Annotated in this window: 16 protein-coding genes; 9 read left to right on the forward strand and 7 right to left on the reverse strand. The window is 33.7% G+C overall.

The annotated features are described in order from the left end of the window. Nucleotides 1-263 precede the first annotated feature (263 nt). The 9 genes from BD847_RS01975 to BD847_RS02010 all read left to right on the forward strand — a co-directional run bounded on the left by BD847_RS01975 (nt 264) and on the right by BD847_RS02010 (nt 10,512). Complete coding sequence (locus tag BD847_RS01975) at nt 264-941, forward strand: TIGR02117 family protein (RefSeq protein WP_115886585.1); 678 nt, start codon at nt 264-266, stop codon at nt 939-941. A 252-nt stretch (nt 942-1,193) separates the two neighbouring features. Next, nucleotides 1,194-2,153 (forward strand): YihY/virulence factor BrkB family protein, encoded by a 960-nt coding sequence (locus BD847_RS01980; RefSeq protein WP_115886586.1) that lies wholly within the window; start codon nt 1,194-1,196, stop codon nt 2,151-2,153. Then, nucleotides 2,150-2,674 (forward strand): NADPH-dependent FMN reductase, encoded by a 525-nt coding sequence (locus tag BD847_RS01985; RefSeq protein WP_115886587.1) that lies wholly within the window; start codon nt 2,150-2,152, stop codon nt 2,672-2,674. Before BD847_RS01980 ends, BD847_RS01985 begins: the two co-directional genes overlap by 4 nt. Next, nucleotides 2,675-3,655, forward strand: coding sequence for a transglutaminase domain-containing protein (locus BD847_RS01990; RefSeq protein WP_115886588.1), 981 nt, complete (start codon nt 2,675-2,677; stop codon nt 3,653-3,655). It begins immediately after the preceding gene. A gap of 80 nt (nt 3,656-3,735) precedes the next feature. Next, nucleotides 3,736-4,911, forward strand: a complete 1,176-nt coding sequence (gene pncB / locus BD847_RS01995; protein ID WP_115886589.1) for a nicotinate phosphoribosyltransferase — start codon at nt 3,736-3,738, stop codon at nt 4,909-4,911. Nucleotides 4,912-5,074: 163 nt separating this feature from the next. Then, entirely contained in the window at nt 5,075-6,943 is a 1,869-nt protein-coding gene (locus tag BD847_RS02000) for a DNA topoisomerase IV subunit B (protein WP_115887322.1), read from the forward strand. Between the two features lie 3 nt (nt 6,944-6,946). Further along, nucleotides 6,947-7,081 carry a hypothetical protein gene (locus BD847_RS21030; protein ID WP_262511883.1) on the forward strand — a complete coding sequence of 45 codons (135 nt, stop codon included), beginning with the start codon at nt 6,947-6,949 and terminating at the stop codon, nt 7,079-7,081. Nucleotides 7,082-7,103: 22 nt separating this feature from the next. Next, nucleotides 7,104-9,821: a DNA gyrase/topoisomerase IV subunit A gene (locus tag BD847_RS02005; RefSeq protein ID WP_115886590.1), complete on the forward strand. Its 2,718-nt coding sequence runs from the start codon at nt 7,104-7,106 to the stop codon at nt 9,819-9,821. 70 nt (nt 9,822-9,891) lie between these two features. After that, a complete protein-coding gene (locus tag BD847_RS02010; RefSeq protein WP_244201543.1) occupies nt 9,892-10,512 on the forward strand; it encodes a hypothetical protein in 621 nt (206 codons plus the stop codon). 65 nt (nt 10,513-10,577) lie between these two features. On the opposite strand, the gene BD847_RS02015 is transcribed toward BD847_RS02010, so the two are convergent. The 7 genes from BD847_RS02015 to BD847_RS02050 form a co-directional block, all read right to left on the reverse strand. Next, the gene (locus tag BD847_RS02015; RefSeq protein WP_115886591.1) at nt 10,578-12,362 is read right to left on the reverse strand and encodes a cytochrome-c peroxidase; all 1,785 of its coding nucleotides are present in this window, start codon (nt 12,360-12,362) and stop codon (nt 10,578-10,580) included. Nucleotides 12,363-12,434: 72 nt separating this feature from the next. Continuing rightward, a complete protein-coding gene (locus BD847_RS02020) occupies nt 12,435-13,916 on the reverse strand; it encodes an alkaline phosphatase PhoX (protein WP_115886592.1) in 1,482 nt (493 codons plus the stop codon). Between the two features lie 160 nt (nt 13,917-14,076). Beyond that, entirely contained in the window at nt 14,077-14,709 is a 633-nt protein-coding gene (locus BD847_RS02025; protein WP_115886593.1) for a 3'-5' exonuclease, read from the reverse strand. A 2-nt stretch (nt 14,710-14,711) separates the two neighbouring features. Beyond that, nucleotides 14,712-16,634: a DUF294 nucleotidyltransferase-like domain-containing protein gene (locus BD847_RS02030; protein ID WP_115886594.1), complete on the reverse strand. Its 1,923-nt coding sequence runs from the start codon at nt 16,632-16,634 to the stop codon at nt 14,712-14,714. Nucleotides 16,635-16,821: 187 nt separating this feature from the next. Beyond that, a complete protein-coding gene (locus tag BD847_RS02040; RefSeq protein WP_115886596.1) occupies nt 16,822-17,193 on the reverse strand; it encodes a DNA topoisomerase IV in 372 nt (123 codons plus the stop codon). A gap of 87 nt (nt 17,194-17,280) precedes the next feature. Next, nucleotides 17,281-17,856 carry a DUF1572 family protein gene (locus BD847_RS02045; RefSeq protein ID WP_115886597.1) on the reverse strand — a complete coding sequence of 192 codons (576 nt, stop codon included), beginning with the start codon at nt 17,854-17,856 and terminating at the stop codon, nt 17,281-17,283. A 2-nt stretch (nt 17,857-17,858) separates the two neighbouring features. Further along, complete coding sequence (locus BD847_RS02050) at nt 17,859-18,431, reverse strand: pentapeptide repeat-containing protein (RefSeq protein ID WP_115886598.1); 573 nt, start codon at nt 18,429-18,431, stop codon at nt 17,859-17,861. Nucleotides 18,432-18,457 lie beyond the last annotated feature (26 nt).

Here is an 18,457-nt window from a genome sequence, read left to right on the forward strand (position 1 = left end):
TTTTTTTATGCTCAAAACATAAGGTTTCATATTGTCAGGCTGAGCGTAGTCGAAGCCCCACAAAGAATGGCGATTTACATTGTGGAGCTACTTGCGTGTCCTTCTCCCGAAGCCTCGGGATTGCTCTGGATGACAAAAAATGAGAATAAATCTGCTAAATCTGTAAAATCTACGAGAGATAAATTTCAGCATTAAAAATTTTTGGCTCAAAAATTGGTTACAGAAAAATTAACCAATTACTAATCTAAAATCAACTAATCAAAATGCTAAAAAAATCTTTCAAATTTCTGGGCTGGACGCTTTTCGGAATTTTCACTTTCCTTGCGTTATACATTTCATCAGTTTTGATTATTTCCAAAATCACAGTGAATTCAGATGTTGCAAAAGTTGAAGAACAAAATGCAATTCCCATTTATATTCTTTCAAACGGCGTTCATACTGATATTGTCGTTCCTGTTAAAAATGAAATCAAAGATTGGCGAAATGAAATTCAGTTCAGCCAAACACAATCAAAAGATTCTTTAATGAATTTTATTGCTTTTGGCTGGGGTGATAAAGGCTTTTATCTCGATACGCCAGAATGGTCCGATTTAAAAGCGAGTACAGCTTTCAAAGCGGCTTTTGGAGTAAGTTCTTCAGCCATGCATACTACATTTTTCAAGCAGTTGCGAGAAGGCGATGATTGTAAACGTATTTTAGTTTCAAAAGAAAATTATCAAAATTTAGTCGATTATATTTCTAATAGTTTTAGTGATCCGGTTCATCCACAATGGATTGAAGGTCATAGCTACGGAAAAAAAGATGCTTTTTATGAAGCAAAAGGAAGTTACAGTCTTTTTAATACCTGCAATACTTGGGCAAATAGTGCGCTAAAAGCGGCCAATCAAAAGGCGAGTTTGTGGACCGTTTACGATAAAGGGATTTTTTGTCATTATAAATAAAATTTTAGTGTAGTCCCTACGTGACAATTATTACGAGCAGATTTTTAGGGTTACCAATATTTAATCTCTACGAGATTATTCCGTTAGGAATTCAATATTGGTAGTTTTAAAATTATAATCTTCCTCGACAGATTATTCCGTTAGGAATTTCATATTGGTAGACATGGAAAAAATATAAAATTCGCCTAAAAATCAAGAAGAAGGAACTTTTCATTATTGCGTAAATTTGAGAGAATATCAAAAAATCAGCAAATGAAAATTAAAGATATATTCTCTAAAACATGGTTTCTCTTAAAGAATACTTTTTTAGAATTTAACGATGATAATGCAATTAAGCTTAGTGCAGCTTTGGCATATTATACCATATTTGCGTTGCCTCCTTTATTAATTATTATCATCACAATTTGTGGTGTCTTTTTTGGAGAAGAAGCTGTGACAGGCGAATTGTATGGACAAATAAATGGTTTGGTGGGGAACGGCGCGGCGAGCCAAATTCAGGAAGCTATTAAAAATGTGCAATTATCTGGCGATAATGTTTTTGCAACCGTATTTGGAGTTGTAATGCTATTAATTGGTGCTTCAGGAGTTTTTGCAGAAATACAAAGTTCGATCAATTTTATTTGGGGATTGCGTGCAAAACCGGATAAAGGAGTTAAGAAATTCATCCAAAACCGCTTAATGTCATTCTCAATGATCGTTTCTGTGGGGTTTTTAATGTTGGTCAGTCTTTTTATAAGTACCACTTTAGACTTACTTAGTACACGTTTAAAAGTCTATTTTCCAGAGAGTACCGTTTATTTATTTTATGTAATTAATATCATTATTGTGCTGGCGAGTATCAGTACTCTTTTTGCGATTATTTTTAGAACACTGCCAGACGGGAAAATAAGATGGAAAGATGCTTTTATTGGCTCCGGAGTTACTGCAATACTATTTATGATTGGTAAATTTGCTATTGGGCTTTATTTAGGGAATTCTACTGTTGCTTCTGTTTATGGCGCAGCAGGCTCTGTGATAATAATTCTGGTTTGGGTTTATTATTCGGCAATAATTCTGTATTTTGGAGCTGAATTTACAAAAGTCTACGCTAAATCATATGGAGAAAAAATTTATCCAAATGAGTACTCTGTAGAAATAGCAAAAGAGATTTACGAAATCGACGGACCAAAAAAAGAACCAATAGAAGAAACATTACAAAAAGAGAAGCCATGAAAATAGTAGCATTTGGAGGAAGTAACAGCAAGCAGTCCATCAATAAACATTTAGCAACTTATGCATCAAGTTTGTTTGAAAATGCCGATGTCGAAGTTTTAGATTTGAACGATTTTGCAATGCCGGTTTTTAGCGTTGATCTTGAAAAAGAAGTGGGTCAGCATTCTCTAGCGCAAGCTTTTCTAAATAAACTGAAAGAAGCTGATATTTTAGTAGTTTCTATGGCAGAAAATAACGGGAATTATTCAGTTGCCTTCAAAAATGTTTTCGATTGGAGTTCCCGCATCGAAAAAGATGTTTTTCAGCATAAACCAATGCTTTTGTTGGCAACTTCACCGGGTGGAAGAGGAGGAAGTTCTGTTTTAGGAATTGCTCAAAATCTTTTTCCGCGTTACGGAGCCGAAATTAAAGGAAGTTTCTCATTACCAGCATTTGGCTCGAATTTTGATTTACAAGAAAATAAAATTTCTAATCCTGAGTTAGATAAAGAACTCAAAGATATTATTAAATCAAATTTCTAAATGCCACAAAAAAAGATTGCTTTTATATTCCTTTTGCTGAATAGTATTTTTTTGAATTATACTTTTGCGCAAAAAATTAATGAAGTTGATAAAATTGTTGCAAAGTATCCAAAAAACTTTGCAACAACAGAAAAATTAGCAGAAAGAATCGAAAAAGATTTCAATTCTGATTATGACAAAGCACGCGCTATTTACAGCTGGATGGCTTTTAACATAAAATATGACTTCAATGCTTTTCTGAATCCGCCTAGAACGCAGGGTTTTAGTTATTCCACTGAAGCCGAAAAACAAAGAAAAATAAAACAGATTAATGATAATCTGATTGAGAAAACTTTTAAATCTCAAAAAGCCGTTTGCGAAGGTTTTACCGCTTTATATCAGCATTTGACTTCTTTAGTTGGATTAAAATGTGAAATTATTCGTGGAGATTCAAAAATTTCGGTACGAGATATTGGCCGAAAAACAACCTCTTCCAATCATGCCTGGAATATGGTTTTGATTGATAAAAAATGGGTTTTGGTTGATGTCACTTGGGGTCAGGGTTATTATGACAGTAGTAAAGGCCGAATGGTTGCTGATTTTTCGTCCATTTATTTTGACACAGATCCTGATTATTTCTTTGCTAAACATTTTCCTGATTCAGGTTCTTATTTAGGAAATAGATTAAGCAAGGAAGATTTCCTGGACGGACCTTTGATTTACAATAAAACGATCGAATTTGATTATAAAATTAAATCACCAGAATCGGGTTTAATTGAAGTTAAGAGAGGCGACAAAATTACTTTTGAAATCAAAAACGTTTCAAAATCAAATCAGGTTTTTTATCTAAATAAATACAACAAGCCTGTTAAAGTTCAAAACTCGAAAGAAAAACGCGGAGGTCTAGAATTTCAGATTCTTTATGATGCTAATGTAGGGGAATATATTACCATTTTTATAGACACAAACAGTATTGTATCTTTTAAAATTGTTTCAAAATAATTAAATATGTTTCTTGTTTGAATTTTCTTCTTTTATTGAATTGCCGTATCTTAGCAATTCAAGATTTGAACTAATATGCCATGGAAACAACTTTTTTGAAGTCGATCTTAGATAATGATTTCTATAAATTCACAATGCAACATGCCGTAATTAGACTTTTTCCAAAGGCAAAAGTGCGTTACGGATTTATAAATCGAGGAAAACATATCTTTCCGGATGGTTTTGCAGATTTACTTCGAAAATCTGTAGATGCAATGGCTGATCTTCGTTTAACAAAAGAAGAAAAAAATTATCTGTCACATTACTGTCCTTATCTTGATCCCACTTATTTAGATTTTCTGCAAGGCTATAGTTACGATCCGTCAGAAGTTCAGATTAGTCAGGAAGGTTCAGAAATAAAAGTTACCGTTGAAGGTTTTTGGTATAGAACTATTTTGTGGGAAGTGCCGTTAATGGCTTTGATTTCGGAACTTTTTTATAAATCAAACCATTTGATTCGACTAAATGATGAAGCGATTAAAAAGCTGACCAAAGATAAAATTGACAATTATAATAAACTAGGAGTTTCGATTTTAGAATTTGGAACAAGACGCCGTCATTCTTATGATGTACATGTTTTGGTTAATGAAACTTTACAGGAAAACGGCGGACAAAGCTTCATTGGAACTAGTAATTTGCATTTTGCCATGGTTAATAATAGAAGACCTTTAGGTACGCACGCGCACGAATGGTTTATGTTTCATGCGGCGCAATACGGTTTTCAGGTGGCAAATTTTATAAGTCTCGAAAATTGGACAAATGTCTATGGTGGAGATCTCGGAATCGCTTTAACAGATACTTATACTACAGAAATATTTTTCAATCAATTTGATAAAAAATATTCGAAACTTTTTGATGGAGTTCGCCACGACAGCGGTGACCCGATTGAGTTTGCAAAAAAAGTGATCTCGCATTATACAAAAATGGGAATTGATCCAAAATCAAAAGTCATCGTTTTTTCAGATTCCCTAAATTATGATAAAGTAAAAACGATAGTTGATTTTTGTCAGGACAAAATAAAAATGTCTTTCGGAATCGGAACAAATTTCACCAATGATGTTGGGCTTCCGGCAATGAATATGGTGATAAAATTAACCGATACAAAACCTGATAATACACATTGGCAAGGTGTTGTGAAACTTTCGGACGAAAAAAATAAAAACACAGGAACGCCCGAAATGATTGCGCTCGCAAAAGAAGTACTCGGAATCAAATAGTATTTTTTTGTTTCATAGCTGATTTTTTATATTTTTAACGGTCGTATTTTTTTAAAATCAATTTAAATTGGTTTAAAAACTGTTATTATTCGTAACAAAAGAAAAAATACGCTTTCATTTTTTGCCGATAAATGGTACATTAGCCAAAAATCCAATTCACCTTATGCTAGAGCAAAATCAATATACCGAAGATAATATCCGATCACTCGATTGGAAAGAACATATCCGTATGCGTCCCGGAATGTATATCGGAAAATTGGGAGATGGTTCTTCTCCAGATGATGGTATTTATATTCTTTTAAAAGAGGTTTTAGATAACTGTATCGATGAGTTCGTAATGGGCTCTGGAAAAACTATTGAAGTGACTATCAAAGATAAAACGGTTTCGGTTCGTGATTACGGACGTGGAATTCCGTTGGGGAAAGTTGTCGATGTAGTTTCGAAAATGAATACAGGTGGAAAGTACGATTCTAAAGCTTTCCAGAAATCAGTTGGTTTGAATGGTGTCGGGACAAAAGCGGTAAATGCACTTTCGAATTATTTCCGTGTAGAATCTGTTCGTGAAGACAAGCAAAAAGCGGCGGAGTTTTCTGCAGGAAATTTGGTTTTAGAAGAAGATGTAGTGGAAACCACAAAACGTAAAGGAACAAAAGTGACTTTTACGCCAGATGAAACGATTTTCAAAAACTATAAATTTCGTTTAGAATATGTAATTAAAATGGTTAAAAACTATTGTTATTTGAACAATGGTTTGACTATTATTTTCAACGGAGAAAAATATTATTCAGAAAACGGACTTCGTGATTTGTTAGAAGAAACAATCAGCGAAGAAGATTTAGAATATCCAATTATTCACCTAAAAGAGCATGATATCGAGGTTGCGCTTACACACAGTAAAACGCAATATAGCGAAGAATATCACTCTTTTGTGAACGGTCAGAATACAACGCAGGGAGGAACGCACTTAGCAGCTTATCGTGAAGCAGTTGTAAAAACGATTCGTGAGTTTTACAATAAGAATTTTGAAGCATCAGACGTTCGTAAATCGATTGTGAGTGCGATTAGTATTAAAGTAATGGAACCGGTTTTTGAGTCTCAGACCAAAACAAAATTAGGTTCTACAGATATGGGTTCTGATGATGGAACGCCAGCGGTTTCTGTTCGTACTTTCGTAAACGATTTTATCAAAACCAAGTTAGATAATTACCTTCATAAAAATCCAACAACTGCCGAGGCTTTACTTCGTAAAATTCTTCAGGCAGAACGTGAGCGTAAAGAACTATCAGGAATTAGAAAATTGGCGACAGACCGTGCTAAGAAAGCAAATCTTCACAATAAAAAATTAAGAGATTGTAGAGCACATCTTCCAGATACCAAAAACCCAAGAAACTTAGAAAGCACGCTTTTTATTACCGAGGGAGATTCGGCTTCCGGATCGATTACAAAGTCGCGTGACGTTAATACTCAAGCGGTTTTCAGTTTGCGTGGTAAGCCTTTGAATTCATACGGAATGACAAAGAAAATTGTGTATGAAAACGAAGAATTCAATTTATTGCAAGCTGCACTTGATATCGAAGACGGTTTAGAAAAATTACGTTACAACAACATCGTAATCGCAACCGATGCCGATGTCGACGGAATGCACATTCGTTTACTTTTAATTACTTTCTTTTTACAGTTTTTCCCTGAGTTAATTAAAGAAGGTCATTTGTATATTTTGCAAACACCACTTTTCAGAGTCAGAAACAAAAAAGAAACAATTTACTGTTATTCTGAAGACGAAAGAAAAGACGCGATCGAAAAACTAAAACCAAAACCAGAAATCACCCGATTTAAAGGTTTGGGAGAGATTTCGCCAGACGAGTTTAAAAATTTTATTGGAGATACGATCCGCCTTGATCCTGTTATGATGGATAAGCATACTTCGATTGAGCAGTTGTTATCTTTTTATATGGGAAAAAATACGCCAGACAGACAAGAGTTTATTATCAAGAACTTGAAGGTGGAGATTGATGAGCTTGAAGAGGTTTAAGAGATGGAAAAGAAAAAATTGATATACGCAGCAATTGTTTTTATTTTCAGTTTTGCTTTAACTTATACTTTAATAAAAATGTATAAAAATAAGAAAAGCAACGAAACCGAAACAGTTGAGAAAATTAAGGATAAATAAAATAATATCGGAATCAAAATAAATGAAAGACGAAGAAGACGATAACATAATTCCAAACGACGACGAGAATAATCATGATGAAAATCAATTTGATGAAAATCAAGATGATTCAGATGAGATTATAAATGTAGATGCAAAGCATTTCGAAGGACAGCATTTTTACGAAAATCAAGAAGAAGAAGGTGAAGACGTTATTACGAAAGTAACCGGAATGTACAAAGACTGGTTTTTGGATTATGCTTCGTATGTAATTCTGGAACGTGCGGTTCCTGCTATCGAGGACGGATTTAAGCCAGTTCAGCGTCGTATTATGCACTCTTTAAAAGAGCTGGATGATGGTCGTTATAATAAAGTTGCCAATGTTGTTGGTCACACTATGCAGTATCACCCACACGGAGATGCGAGTATTGGTGACGCAATGGTGCAAATTGGTCAAAAAGATTTATTGATTGATTGCCAAGGAAACTGGGGAAATATTTTAACGGGCGACGGAGCAGCAGCTTCGCGTTATATTGAGGCACGTTTATCTAAATTTGCTTTGGAAGTTTTATACTCTCCAAAAATTACCGATTGGGGTGTTTCGTATGATGGTCGTCGGGCAGAACCAAACAATCTTCCAGTAAAATTCCCATTGCTTTTGGCTCAGGGAGCGGAAGGTATTGCAGTTGGACTTTCTACAAAAGTTCTTCCTCATAACTTCAACGAATTAATAGAAGCTTCGATTAAAATTTTAAAAGGAAAACCGTTTACATTATATCCTGATTTTATGACACAAGGTATCGCCGATGTGTCAAATTATAATGATGGACTTCGTGGCGGACGTGTACGTGTACGTGCTAAAATTTCGCAATTAGACAAGAATACATTGGTGATTACGCAAATTCCGTTTTCTACCAATACATCGACTTTAATTGACAGTATTTTGAAAGCCAATGATAAAGGCAAAATCAAAATCAAGAAAATTGAAGACAATACCGCTGCTGATGTTGAGATTTTAATTCATCTTTTCCCAGGCGTTTCTCCGGATAAAACAATTGATGCTTTGTTTGCTTTTACAGCTTGCGAGACGTCTGTTGCGCCTTTAGGATGTGTTATTGAAGACAATAAGCCATTGTTTATAGGAGTTTCTGAAATGTTGAAAATCTCAACACACAGAACGGTTGATTTGCTTCGTCAGGAATTAGAAATTCAGTTAGAAGAATTAAAAAATAAGTGGCATTTCTCTACATTAGAAAAAATCTTCATTCGTGAAGAAATGTATATTGACTTCAAATTATACGGAGATAGAGAATCACTTTACAAATATTTATACGATCGTTTTGAGCCTTTCAAAAAATCATTCGTCAGAGAAATTACCGACGAAGATTTACAGCGTTTGACTCAAATCCCGATGATTCGTATTACGCGTTTCGATTCTGATAAAGCTGATGATTTGATTTCAAGGTTAGAAGAAGAAATGAAAGAAGTAGAGCATAATCTGGAGCATTTAACAGATTTTGCTATTGCTTACTTCACCAAATTAAAAGAGAAATACGGAAAAGGCCGTGAGCGTCAGACAGAACTTCGTGTTTTTGATAACGTTGAAGCTACAAAAGTAGTTTTACGTAACACAAAATTATACGTAAACCGCGAAGAAGGTTTCGTTGGAACGAGTTTAAAGAAAGACGAATATGTAGCTGATTGTTCTGATATTGATGATGTAATTGTGTTTTTACGCGACGGTAAAATGATGATTACAAAAGTTGATGCCAAAACGTTTATCGGGAAAGATATTATACACGTTGCTGTTTTTGATAAAAGCGATAAACGTACCATTTACAACATGATGTATCGTGATGGTAAATCAGGTCCATCGTACATAAAACGTTTCAATGTTTCGGGTGTTACACGTGATAAAGCTTACGATTTAACGAATGGGACAAATGGTTCACAGGTTGTTTATTTTTCACATAATCCAAATGGAGAAGCTGAGGTTGTCACTATATTATTACGTCAAATAGGAACAATTAAGAAACTGAAATTCGATATTGATTTTGCTAAATTAGCAATCAAAGGACGTGCTTCAAAAGGAAATTTGGTTACCAAATATCCAATCAAAAAAATCGAATTAAAAGAAAAAGGAATTTCAACTTTACTTCCAAGAAAAGTTTGGTTTGATGATACTGTAAAACGTTTAAATGTTGATGCGAGAGGGGAATTGCTGGGTGAATTTAAACCAAGTGATAAAATCTTAGTAATTAGCCAAAGTGGTAAATTAAAAGTAATTATTCCGGAATTATCGACTCACTTTGAGGAAGATATGATTGTATTAGAAAAATGGAAACCTAAGAAACCAATTTCGGCAATTTACTATGATGGAGAAAAAGAGCGTTATTTCTTGAAACGTTTCCTTGTAGAAAATGAAGGAAAAGAAGAAAGCTTTATTACAGATCATCCAAATTCGCAATTAGAAATTGTATCGACAGATTATCGTCCAGTAGCGCAGTTGGTTTTTGCAAAAGTAAAAGGAGTTCAAAAAGAAGATTTACATATTGATGTAGAGGACTTTATAGCCGTAAAAGGTTTCAAGGCTTTAGGGAATCAATTAACAACAGATAAATTAAAACAGGTAAACTTGTTAGATCCGCTTCCATATGAAGAACCGATTGAAGAAGTTCCTGAAAAACCAGAATTGCCAGAAGATGATTCGGTCGAAACAGAATTAGAAGACGATGGCCAAATAGGTTTGGTTTTAGAATAAAATAGAAAACGCTAAGAATTTAACTTAGCGTTTTTTTTTACGTTTTTTGATTTAATTTTTAAGAGATAAAATGACTTCTTCTTTGATCCATTTTACATCGTTATTTTCAATTGAAATAAATCAATTGCTTGCATCGGTTGAACAACAAGCCAAAGAAAGTAGTTTTTCTAAAAATAATGATCCGTATTTGATGATTAAGCCCACAACAGAGGATTCGACTGGAAAATCATTTACGATAAGTTATTGGTCAACTTGTGCTGAAGAAGGAAATGATATTAAAGCCGGAACCGTTTTAGAGTCGAAAGATGATTTGTTTTTTGTTAGTAAAAGAGTAACATTAATGACCAATACAGTTGGAGGCTTGAATAAGCAGAATAAAAAAGACCGAATTCTTGCCTACAGAAATGCATTATTAACTCGAGGCCGAATTGTAACTTTTTCCGATATTAAAGCATTCGGATTTAATCATTTTAAAAATTCAATCGAGGCTATCAAAATTGAAAAAGGAACAAGAAAAGAAATTTCTGTAAAAGCTGGTTTCAGCCGAACGGTTGATATTCATATTAAAACAAATTTTGAAGAGAAACAACATTTGTCAGATTCAGAGTGGACATATCTCTGTGACAGCTTTATGAAAAACTTAAAAAATAGATCTTCAAATGTATTTCCGTATCGAATGTTTGTTGATTAATTTAAAACGCCGGAATAATTAATTTTCCGGCGTTTTTGATTGTTGAGGTTATAATATAATTGGTTTTATTGGTATTTCTTATCTGTAAGTGTTTTCATAAAAGCAACAAGTGCTTTTTCTTCTTTGACATTTAAATTCAATTTATCGAAAGGAAGAGTCTGATTTTCTAATTCATACCCTAAGCCTTGTCCGCCACCTTTATTATAAAAAGAAACGACTTCTTCTAATGTTTTGAAAACACCGTTGTGCATATAAGGTGCAGTAACAGCAACATTACGTACAGTTGGCGTTTTAAAAGCACCAACTAATTGCGGCATTTTATTATATAAGTAACGACCTTTGTCCGGACTTAAAGCCTTTCCTGAAGCTTCATTTGGTGTTCCAATAACTTCGTGTTCCGTTTTAGAATAAGTCGGCGGAACTGTTCCGTTAAACAATGGCGTAAAATGACAAGTTGCACATTTTGCTTTTCCCATAAAAAGATTCATTCCTTCAATTTCCTGATTGTTAAGAGTATTTTTGTTTCCACGCATATATTCATCAAATCTTGAATCAAAAGAATTTAAAGATCGTACATAACTTGCGATAGCATTTTGAATCTGCCAGGCTTCTGGCTTTGAGGCTTTTGGGAACGCTTTTTTAAACAATTTTATATAATCATTATCCACTAAAATTTTTGCATGAATATTTTCCATTGAACCATGCATTTCGTCTTTATTCTGAATTACATCTACACTTTGTTTTTCTAAATCCAATTGGCGCATATCCCAAAATTGAGCATTTTGCAAGGAAGCGTAGGTTAGGGTAGGAGTATTTCTGGCAAGATTTGATCCTGTTAGAGAAACATTTGTTTTTAAACCATCGGTAAAAGCTTTTTCAGGATGATGACAAGTCGCACAGCTTCTGTCATTGTTTTTTGAAAGGCTTTTGTCATAGAATAATTTTTCTCCTAAAACCGCCTTTTCTTTAGTGAAATTATATTCTTTTGAAAGAACAAAACCGTTAACATCAAAAGCATCTTTATCAAATAAAGTTTCAACAGTTGGTTTTAATGGACTGGTTTTCTTTACATTTTTAATATTTTCTTCCTTTTGAAAAGCTTTAATTTTTTTTGAAATCGGGTTTAAATATTCAGTTATAAAAAAGGCTCTGTCAAAAGCATTGAAGTTGTTATTTTTAGTGCAATATTGGCTTGCTTTTGCAGTTAACTTCTTTAAATTTTCTAATGTTTTATTATTGGAATTGATAATTTCAAGAGGTTCAGAAATAGAAATTAGACTTTCTGCAGCTTCAGGAATAGAAGATTGCAAAATTGGACTGTCAAAACCTGTGATTCCCAAAGAAATAACACGAAATACATTTTGCTCAATAGCGTCTAAAACATAATCATCGCTGATGGTAATAACTTCAAAAGTGCTTTTAAGCTGTTTGATATTTGATTGAAAAATATTTAATTCTCTTACAACATTTTCTTTATCTGCAATTTTATATTCAGGATAAATCATTTCTTCGATTACCTGAAAACCATGAGGTTCAAAAGATCTGTTTTCTTCGAGTTCCATTTCATCCAAGGCCGGACCGTTCATAAATCGTGCGGTTTCGGGAATAAAATACTCAATTGCCCATTCTACTTTTTTATAGACCAGACGTGATTTTTTAAATTGCTCCAAAATCTCTTTTTGGGAAGCATTTTTTATTACGAGTTCTTGAAAATGTACAATTTCACTATTTAATTTAGTTAAATCTACTAGAAGATTCTGTTTAATTGTGGTTTTGGGAACTTCATTTTGTTTGCATGAAAATAACAGACAAAGTGCTAAAAATAGAAAAGTAAAGTGTTTTAATTTCATAATGGTATTGTAATAGAAACAACCCTTATTCAACAATAAGGGCTGTTTAATATAATTTTGGAGTTGAAATTATTATCGTTGAACGTTTCTAATAATTACAGTTTGTCCACCTTCTTTATTGCTGTTGATTCCTGATCCGTCAGCATTTTTGAATTTGTCGCTCTGCCAAGTGTGAGGGTGAATATTCACAGTAAAAGTATCCGGAACACCTATGATATCTGAGATGTCTTCCATTGCACCAAATTCCCAGCTTCCAAAACGCATTTCCCCAGTTTGGTTGTAAAGTGTATTCCAGTCTGCATCTGTTCTTTTGTGATTCATGTTCAACCAAGGCTTATTTTGTTTTGTAGCAATGTTATATTGCCAGATATAAGAATCGTGTTTAGCATCGGCATAATAACTATCTCCGTCTTCCTGAATGTAAACGAAATTTTCAGTCACACATAAGTTGTCCGGGTTAATGATGCCTGTACCCGGAGTACTGTCACCTTCAACAGCCAATTCTAAAGTTCCTTTTAAAGGATCGTTAGCATCCATTTTTAATTTGTAAACACGTCCCCACATTGTATAACCTTCTACTGGTGCATTTGATGTCGCCTGACCAGTTGCAGTGAAGTAAACTTCTCTGTTGTTGCTTGCACTTCCTTTTCTGTAATCTACGTCTTCAACTCTTGAAAAACGAATTGCACCCAAAGAATTTACTGTAGTATTAATTACAGCTCCAGTTAAGTTTTTAGCATTTGGAATTTCAACAAATTGAACTGGGTATGAATTGTTTAATTTCATTGTAGTTTCAACCTGATTTCCATCAGTTCTTTTTAAAGCGTATAATTTTCCGTTTGACAAATCGCCAACTGTACTGCTCATGTACATAATTAATTGTCCTGCACTTACGTGTGAAGTTGCGTAAGACTGATCTTCTCCAATTAAAATAACTGTTTTTTCTGGATAAGCTTCTTTTGGAAGCGGTACAGCGTTTTCCATACTTGCTTTTCCTAAAGCAGGTAAAACTCTGTCCGTTCTTGCTTTATCAGAAGATAATCCTAACGGATTGATTCCGTGAACCATACTTTCCTGGCCGCTTTCTCCTGCAGTTAAGAAAACCGGACCAAAACCGTGAATTTCTGGAGTTGCCAAAGTTGCAGAACACAAACGAGTTAGACCTCCAACACCATCAACTAAATAATCACCTTTTACAGGTTTAAAAGTTTTGTCAAGATAAACTCTTGAAACTGATTGAAGAATTTCGTGATTCGTAATCATGATGTAACCTTCGCCATTTGGGTTTTTCATTAATCCGGCTCCGTCTGGTTGCGCACCATAAACAAATGATGGAGACTCTGGCAATACATCTGTACTTGCAATCAATGTACTGATTTTCAAATTTTCGAAACCAGTCATTGGATAAACAAAAGCAGGAACTTTTGAATGTGACGTAAAATCGATGTCAGCATTTACACCGTTAGAAGAATCTTTGTCATCATTTTGACAACTAATTACAGAAAAACCTGTAATTCCAAGCAAAGCAATTGATTTAAAAAAGTTAGCTTTCATAATTGTTTTTTTGTGTTTTTTTTGATTGAAGCAAAGCTATCTTTCAAAAACAAAATACATGTTATGGCTACTTTTCCTTTTTGCTAATTTTTATAAGTCTTGTATTACTAAAAGGTAAATAGTATTGATCAAATGTAAATTTAAGACTCATAAAATAATCTTAAAACAACTTAAAGAGCTGATTAAGATTAATTTCTTTTTTCTCTTTTAATTTCTTCACGATTTTAAGAAAAGCGATAGCTGTGATATATGCATCGCCTAAAGCGGTATGACGGTCTTTCTTGGAAATATCAAATTTATCAGCTAGGTCATCGAGACTATAATGATCTTTTCTCTCAAACAAATGCGATTTGATTAAGGTTCTTTTGTATAAAATTGCGGTATCTAAACTATGATTGGCAAGCTGCGGAAGATTATTTCTTTCTAAAGCTCTATTAATCATAGTTATATCAAATGTAGTATGATGTGCAATGATGATAGAATCTCCTAAAAAATCCAGAAACTGCTGTAAAGCTTCTAATTCACTTGGGCGCTGAATAACGAATGCTTTTAAAATTCCATGAATCTGCGCAGTCGATTTATCGTAATGATCTTGTTCCAGATAAACTTCGAAACTTTCATTTATGGCAATTTTTCCGTTTTGAAGAATCAGCGCTCCTATACATAATATACGGTCGTTATCGTAATCAAAACCTGTCGTTTCTGTATCTAAAACAACAAAACGTGTTTCTTCGATAGTGATATTTTTATCAAACAGATCTTCTTCTTTCTTCCAAAAATTGAATAAACTCATGATTAAACCAGATTTGATATATTAAAACGTACCGAAATAAGTTCCTGAAGTTCTTTGATTGTTTTAAAAGTGCGTTTCAGTTTTATTTTTTCCATTTTGGATAAAGATTCCAAAGCAATAAACTGACCGGAGTCATGATGCAAAAGACCTTGTTTGGTTCTGAATTTTAATAAAGCTTTAAATGAATACGAGCAGGATAAATAAAGTTCTTTATTAGTAGGTTCCAGTTCGGCTAATTTTTCAAAACGTTCTGCCGTATTGCTTATTGATTTTACAGAATGTGATAAAATCAAAACACGCGCAGCATCAGTCAAAGGCATTAAAGCTCTTCTTTTAATATCAAAATTATCTTTATTGGCACCGTCTTGTTCAACCAAAAATTGTCTGAAAAAGCCAGTAGGCGATGGACTTTGTAAAGCACCGCTCACTAAATGCATATAAAAAATCGGATTTGCTTTTACATCCTCAAAAATAGAATCGGATAATTGGTTAACGATATCCGAATCGCCATAAGTCATACTGTAATCAAAGAAAATGAAAGAAAGCAAAACTTCATTTTTGCCCGGATTGGTGATCCAATGATGTACTTGATTTTTCCAATCGTCAAGACTCATGCACCATTTTGGGTTCGAAGCCATCATTTCTGCCGGACAATAATCATAACCAATATCAAAAAGTCCTTTGTTTACAAGTCCGGCAAATTTTAAGAAATAAATTCGCGTTTCATCCCTGAAAACCTCATTTACATTTTCATATACAATTGCATTATCCTGATCAGTATGCAGCATTTGTTCACCTCTTCCTTGACTTCCAAGTGCTAGCCAGGCAAATTTTACAGGTGGGGGACTGCTCATTTTTTCTAAACAGATTTCAATTACACGATTGGTACAGGCTTCATTAAGTTCTGTAATAATTTTGGTAATCAAAGTCATTGGGATATTCTGATCCAGATAACCTTGCAGCAATTGCATAATTCGGTTTCGGATCGGTTTTATTTCTTTGATTTTTTTGGTTCGTTTTAAAGCTTTTATCAAAACAGCTGGGTTATTTCCAAGCGCAACCATTACATCATGTTTGGATAAAATTCCGACCGCTTTAGTATTGACAGTTCCGTCTTTGGTCAGACATAAATGACTGATATTGCTTTTCATCATGGCCATTTGAGCCTCAGTCACCGTCATTTTTTTCGGATACGTAATAACCGGTTTGGTCATTATCGTTTCAGCCGTAGTTGTTATAGGAAAATCTCCGGTTACGATTTTATTTCGAAGATCTTTGTCCGTCAGAATACCAATCGGAAGCATTTCGTCTACAATCAAAATAGCACCAACTTTCTTTTTATTCATGATTTTGGCAATGTCTTTTACAGTAGTAGACGGGCCACAGGTTACAATTTTCTTGGAATATTTTATAGGCGCTAAATCAAATGAATGATTGCTTGAATGAAGATTTTCGTGTAGAATATCATCGTGACCATATAGTTTATCTTTATGGATATCAGAATAAGGATTTCGGGTGTTTGAAGCATAACTTTCAATCAGGAAATTACCAACATTTCGATTTTCAAGCGCATAGGGTTTAAAAACAGCGATTGGAATGGCGTACAAAATGCTTTCTTCATGCGCTACAGCTTCCATAATGTAATTTTCCTGTGCCAAAAGAGGACGGAGCCCAAAAATATCACCTTCATCACACATGTCCAAAACTGTATTTTTGGTGCTCTTTTTCAATGCAACCGCACCTTTATGAACCACATAAAAAGAATCATGAGTTTTGTCATTTTCGGCAAAAATGATGCTGTCTTTTTCTTTATAAATGATAGAAATTTGCTCAGACAACTTTTCCAGATCCATCTGGTGTAAAAAACTAAAAGGCGGATAATTTTTTAAAAAGTCGGCAACTCTTTGCGAAATGGTATTTTTCATGAGGTTAGATTAAAGTTCTAAAATACTATTTAAAAATATAAACGTGAAATAAACACGTTTCTTTTTTTGGGGACAAAGGAACAAAGGTGCAAAGTCACAAAGTTTTTTCCGTAATGGTAAAAAACTTTGTGACTTTGTGTCTTCGTGGCAAATCAAAAAAAAAGCCCCAATTTGGGACTTTAACTTTTTAATCAACTTTAAAAACTTTACCATGTTGCTTCTCTTCAGAGCCAACTAAGCCAAATTCAAAAGTATAAGAATCTTTTGAAGTTGTTAAAATCTTCATGCTGATTGCTTTTTCTTCAGCCATGTTTTTTGGGTGTTTCTTTTGCAGTACATATTCGCAGTCGCTTACCCAACGAATTGTTGCCGTATCGACTTTTCCTTCAAAAGTTTCGATTTCGATACTGTCTTTGCGTTCAAAAAAGGTCGTTTTTTTAACGCCGTTTACTTCAAACTCAAATTTGAATTTTCCGTTTTTGAAATCTTTGCAGTTATGCTCGGCATTATAGCAAGAAACTAAAGCCAGAAAAGGAAATAGGAATATAATTTTTTTCATTTTTTTTTAAGCTTTCAGCGGTAGACTATAAGCTTTAGGCGGCAAGCAGTTTTGCTTATAGCCTAAAGCTTATAGCTTACTGCTTTATCATTTGAATCTTTTTAATTCATCATCGGTAAAGTTCTTAATTTCTTTTTCTTTGGCAAACTTTTCAGCGTTGTAATTTCCGGATTTGTTTTTTGGAATTGATAAGCTATTCCATTCGCTGTTTTTCAATTGTTTGGCGTAAAAAACAATTTGCCCAATATGATAAGGATAATGCGCTAATTGCCGATTTATCGCTTCAATAACCGTATGACCTTCATTTCGAATATAAATAATCTCAGAAAGTTGTTCGGGTTTTAAGTTTTCTAAGGCATTTTCTAAGCAATTCCAGCCTTTGTTCCAGAGTTGCAGAACTTCTTCTTTTGAAGTTAGATCATTTTCAAATTCGGAATCACGATTGCGCCATTCTTTTTCACCATCCGAAGTTAGAAAATCCGTCCAGCGTGAAAGCATATTGCCCGAAATATGTTTTATGATTGTGGCAATGCTGTTGGTATCTTCGTTTACAGCAATAAAAAGTTGTTCAGGCTCTAATTGAGCAATGGCTTTTTCACCGAGCATTTTATAGTATAAAAACTGTTTTTTGGCACTTTCTAAATAAGAAATATTAGCACTCATAATTATACAATTTTAATATCATATTTATCTAAAAGACCAACAATTCCATCTGTAGAAAATTGTGCTTTTTTCATCGGATTAAATTCAGGATCAATTTTATAATTGTAAGCAGTTCTAAAATCGACTCCGGCCAATTGCGTTTCATTAAATATAGCGCCATTAAGATCACAATTATCAAAAAACGAACTCGTTAAATTGGTTCCAATAAAAGTTACTTCTCTTACAGAGCAATTTATAAACTTGGTTTTAGGCATTTTTTTATTCGAAAATAAAGCATAATCCAGAGCACTTTCTTCAAAATGTACCTGAAACAAAAAATCATCACATTCGTTGAAGGCTATTCCTAAAAGTTTGCAATTTCTAAAAGTGACATTCTTTAAACTTGTTCCTGCCAAACTTGTCATCGATAGATTGCAGTCAATAAATTCGCAGTCCAAAAAAGTATTGTAAGCAAAATTGCTGTTCGAAAAATCACAGTTTTTAAAAACACAATCCTCAAACTCGCGGTTGTTTATTTTTTTGTCGATATAAACAACTTTATCGAATGTTTTCTGAATGTGAATTAAACTTTCCATGAATGTTTTTTAAGAAGATTTTAAAA

This window comes from Flavobacterium cutihirudinis (genome assembly GCF_003385895.1).
GTDB classification, from domain to species: domain Bacteria; phylum Bacteroidota; class Bacteroidia; order Flavobacteriales; family Flavobacteriaceae; genus Flavobacterium; species Flavobacterium cutihirudinis.

Bases quoted from the DNA above. Each gene is read 5' to 3' on its own strand.
- BD847_RS02050 (WP_115886598.1), bottom strand. From the start codon at position 18,431: ATGGAAAGTTTAATTCACATTCAGAAAACATTCGATAAAGTTGTTTAT.
- BD847_RS02040 (WP_115886596.1), bottom strand. From the start codon at position 17,193: ATGAAAAAAATTATATTCCTATTTCCTTTTCTGGCTTTAGTTTCTTGC.
- BD847_RS02045 (WP_115886597.1), bottom strand. From the start codon at position 17,856: ATGAGTGCTAATATTTCTTATTTAGAAAGTGCCAAAAAACAGTTTTTA.
- BD847_RS02010 (WP_244201543.1), top strand. From the start codon at position 9,892: ATGACTTCTTCTTTGATCCATTTTACATCGTTATTTTCAATTGAAATA.
- pncB (WP_115886589.1), top strand. From the start codon at position 3,736: ATGGAAACAACTTTTTTGAAGTCGATCTTAGATAATGATTTCTATAAA.
- BD847_RS01980 (WP_115886586.1), top strand. From the start codon at position 1,194: ATGAAAATTAAAGATATATTCTCTAAAACATGGTTTCTCTTAAAGAAT.
- BD847_RS01985 (WP_115886587.1), top strand. From the start codon at position 2,150: ATGAAAATAGTAGCATTTGGAGGAAGTAACAGCAAGCAGTCCATCAAT.
- BD847_RS02020 (WP_115886592.1), bottom strand. From the start codon at position 13,916: ATGAAAGCTAACTTTTTTAAATCAATTGCTTTGCTTGGAATTACAGGT.
- BD847_RS02000 (WP_115887322.1), top strand. From the start codon at position 5,075: ATGCTAGAGCAAAATCAATATACCGAAGATAATATCCGATCACTCGAT.
- BD847_RS21030 (WP_262511883.1), top strand. From the start codon at position 6,947: ATGGAAAAGAAAAAATTGATATACGCAGCAATTGTTTTTATTTTCAGT.
- BD847_RS02005 (WP_115886590.1), top strand. From the start codon at position 7,104: ATGAAAGACGAAGAAGACGATAACATAATTCCAAACGACGACGAGAAT.
- BD847_RS02025 (WP_115886593.1), bottom strand. From the start codon at position 14,709: ATGAGTTTATTCAATTTTTGGAAGAAAGAAGAAGATCTGTTTGATAAA.
- BD847_RS02030 (WP_115886594.1), bottom strand. From the start codon at position 16,634: ATGAAAAATACCATTTCGCAAAGAGTTGCCGACTTTTTAAAAAATTAT.
- BD847_RS02015 (WP_115886591.1), bottom strand. From the start codon at position 12,362: ATGAAATTAAAACACTTTACTTTTCTATTTTTAGCACTTTGTCTGTTA.
- BD847_RS01990 (WP_115886588.1), top strand. From the start codon at position 2,675: ATGCCACAAAAAAAGATTGCTTTTATATTCCTTTTGCTGAATAGTATT.
- BD847_RS01975 (WP_115886585.1), top strand. From the start codon at position 264: ATGCTAAAAAAATCTTTCAAATTTCTGGGCTGGACGCTTTTCGGAATT.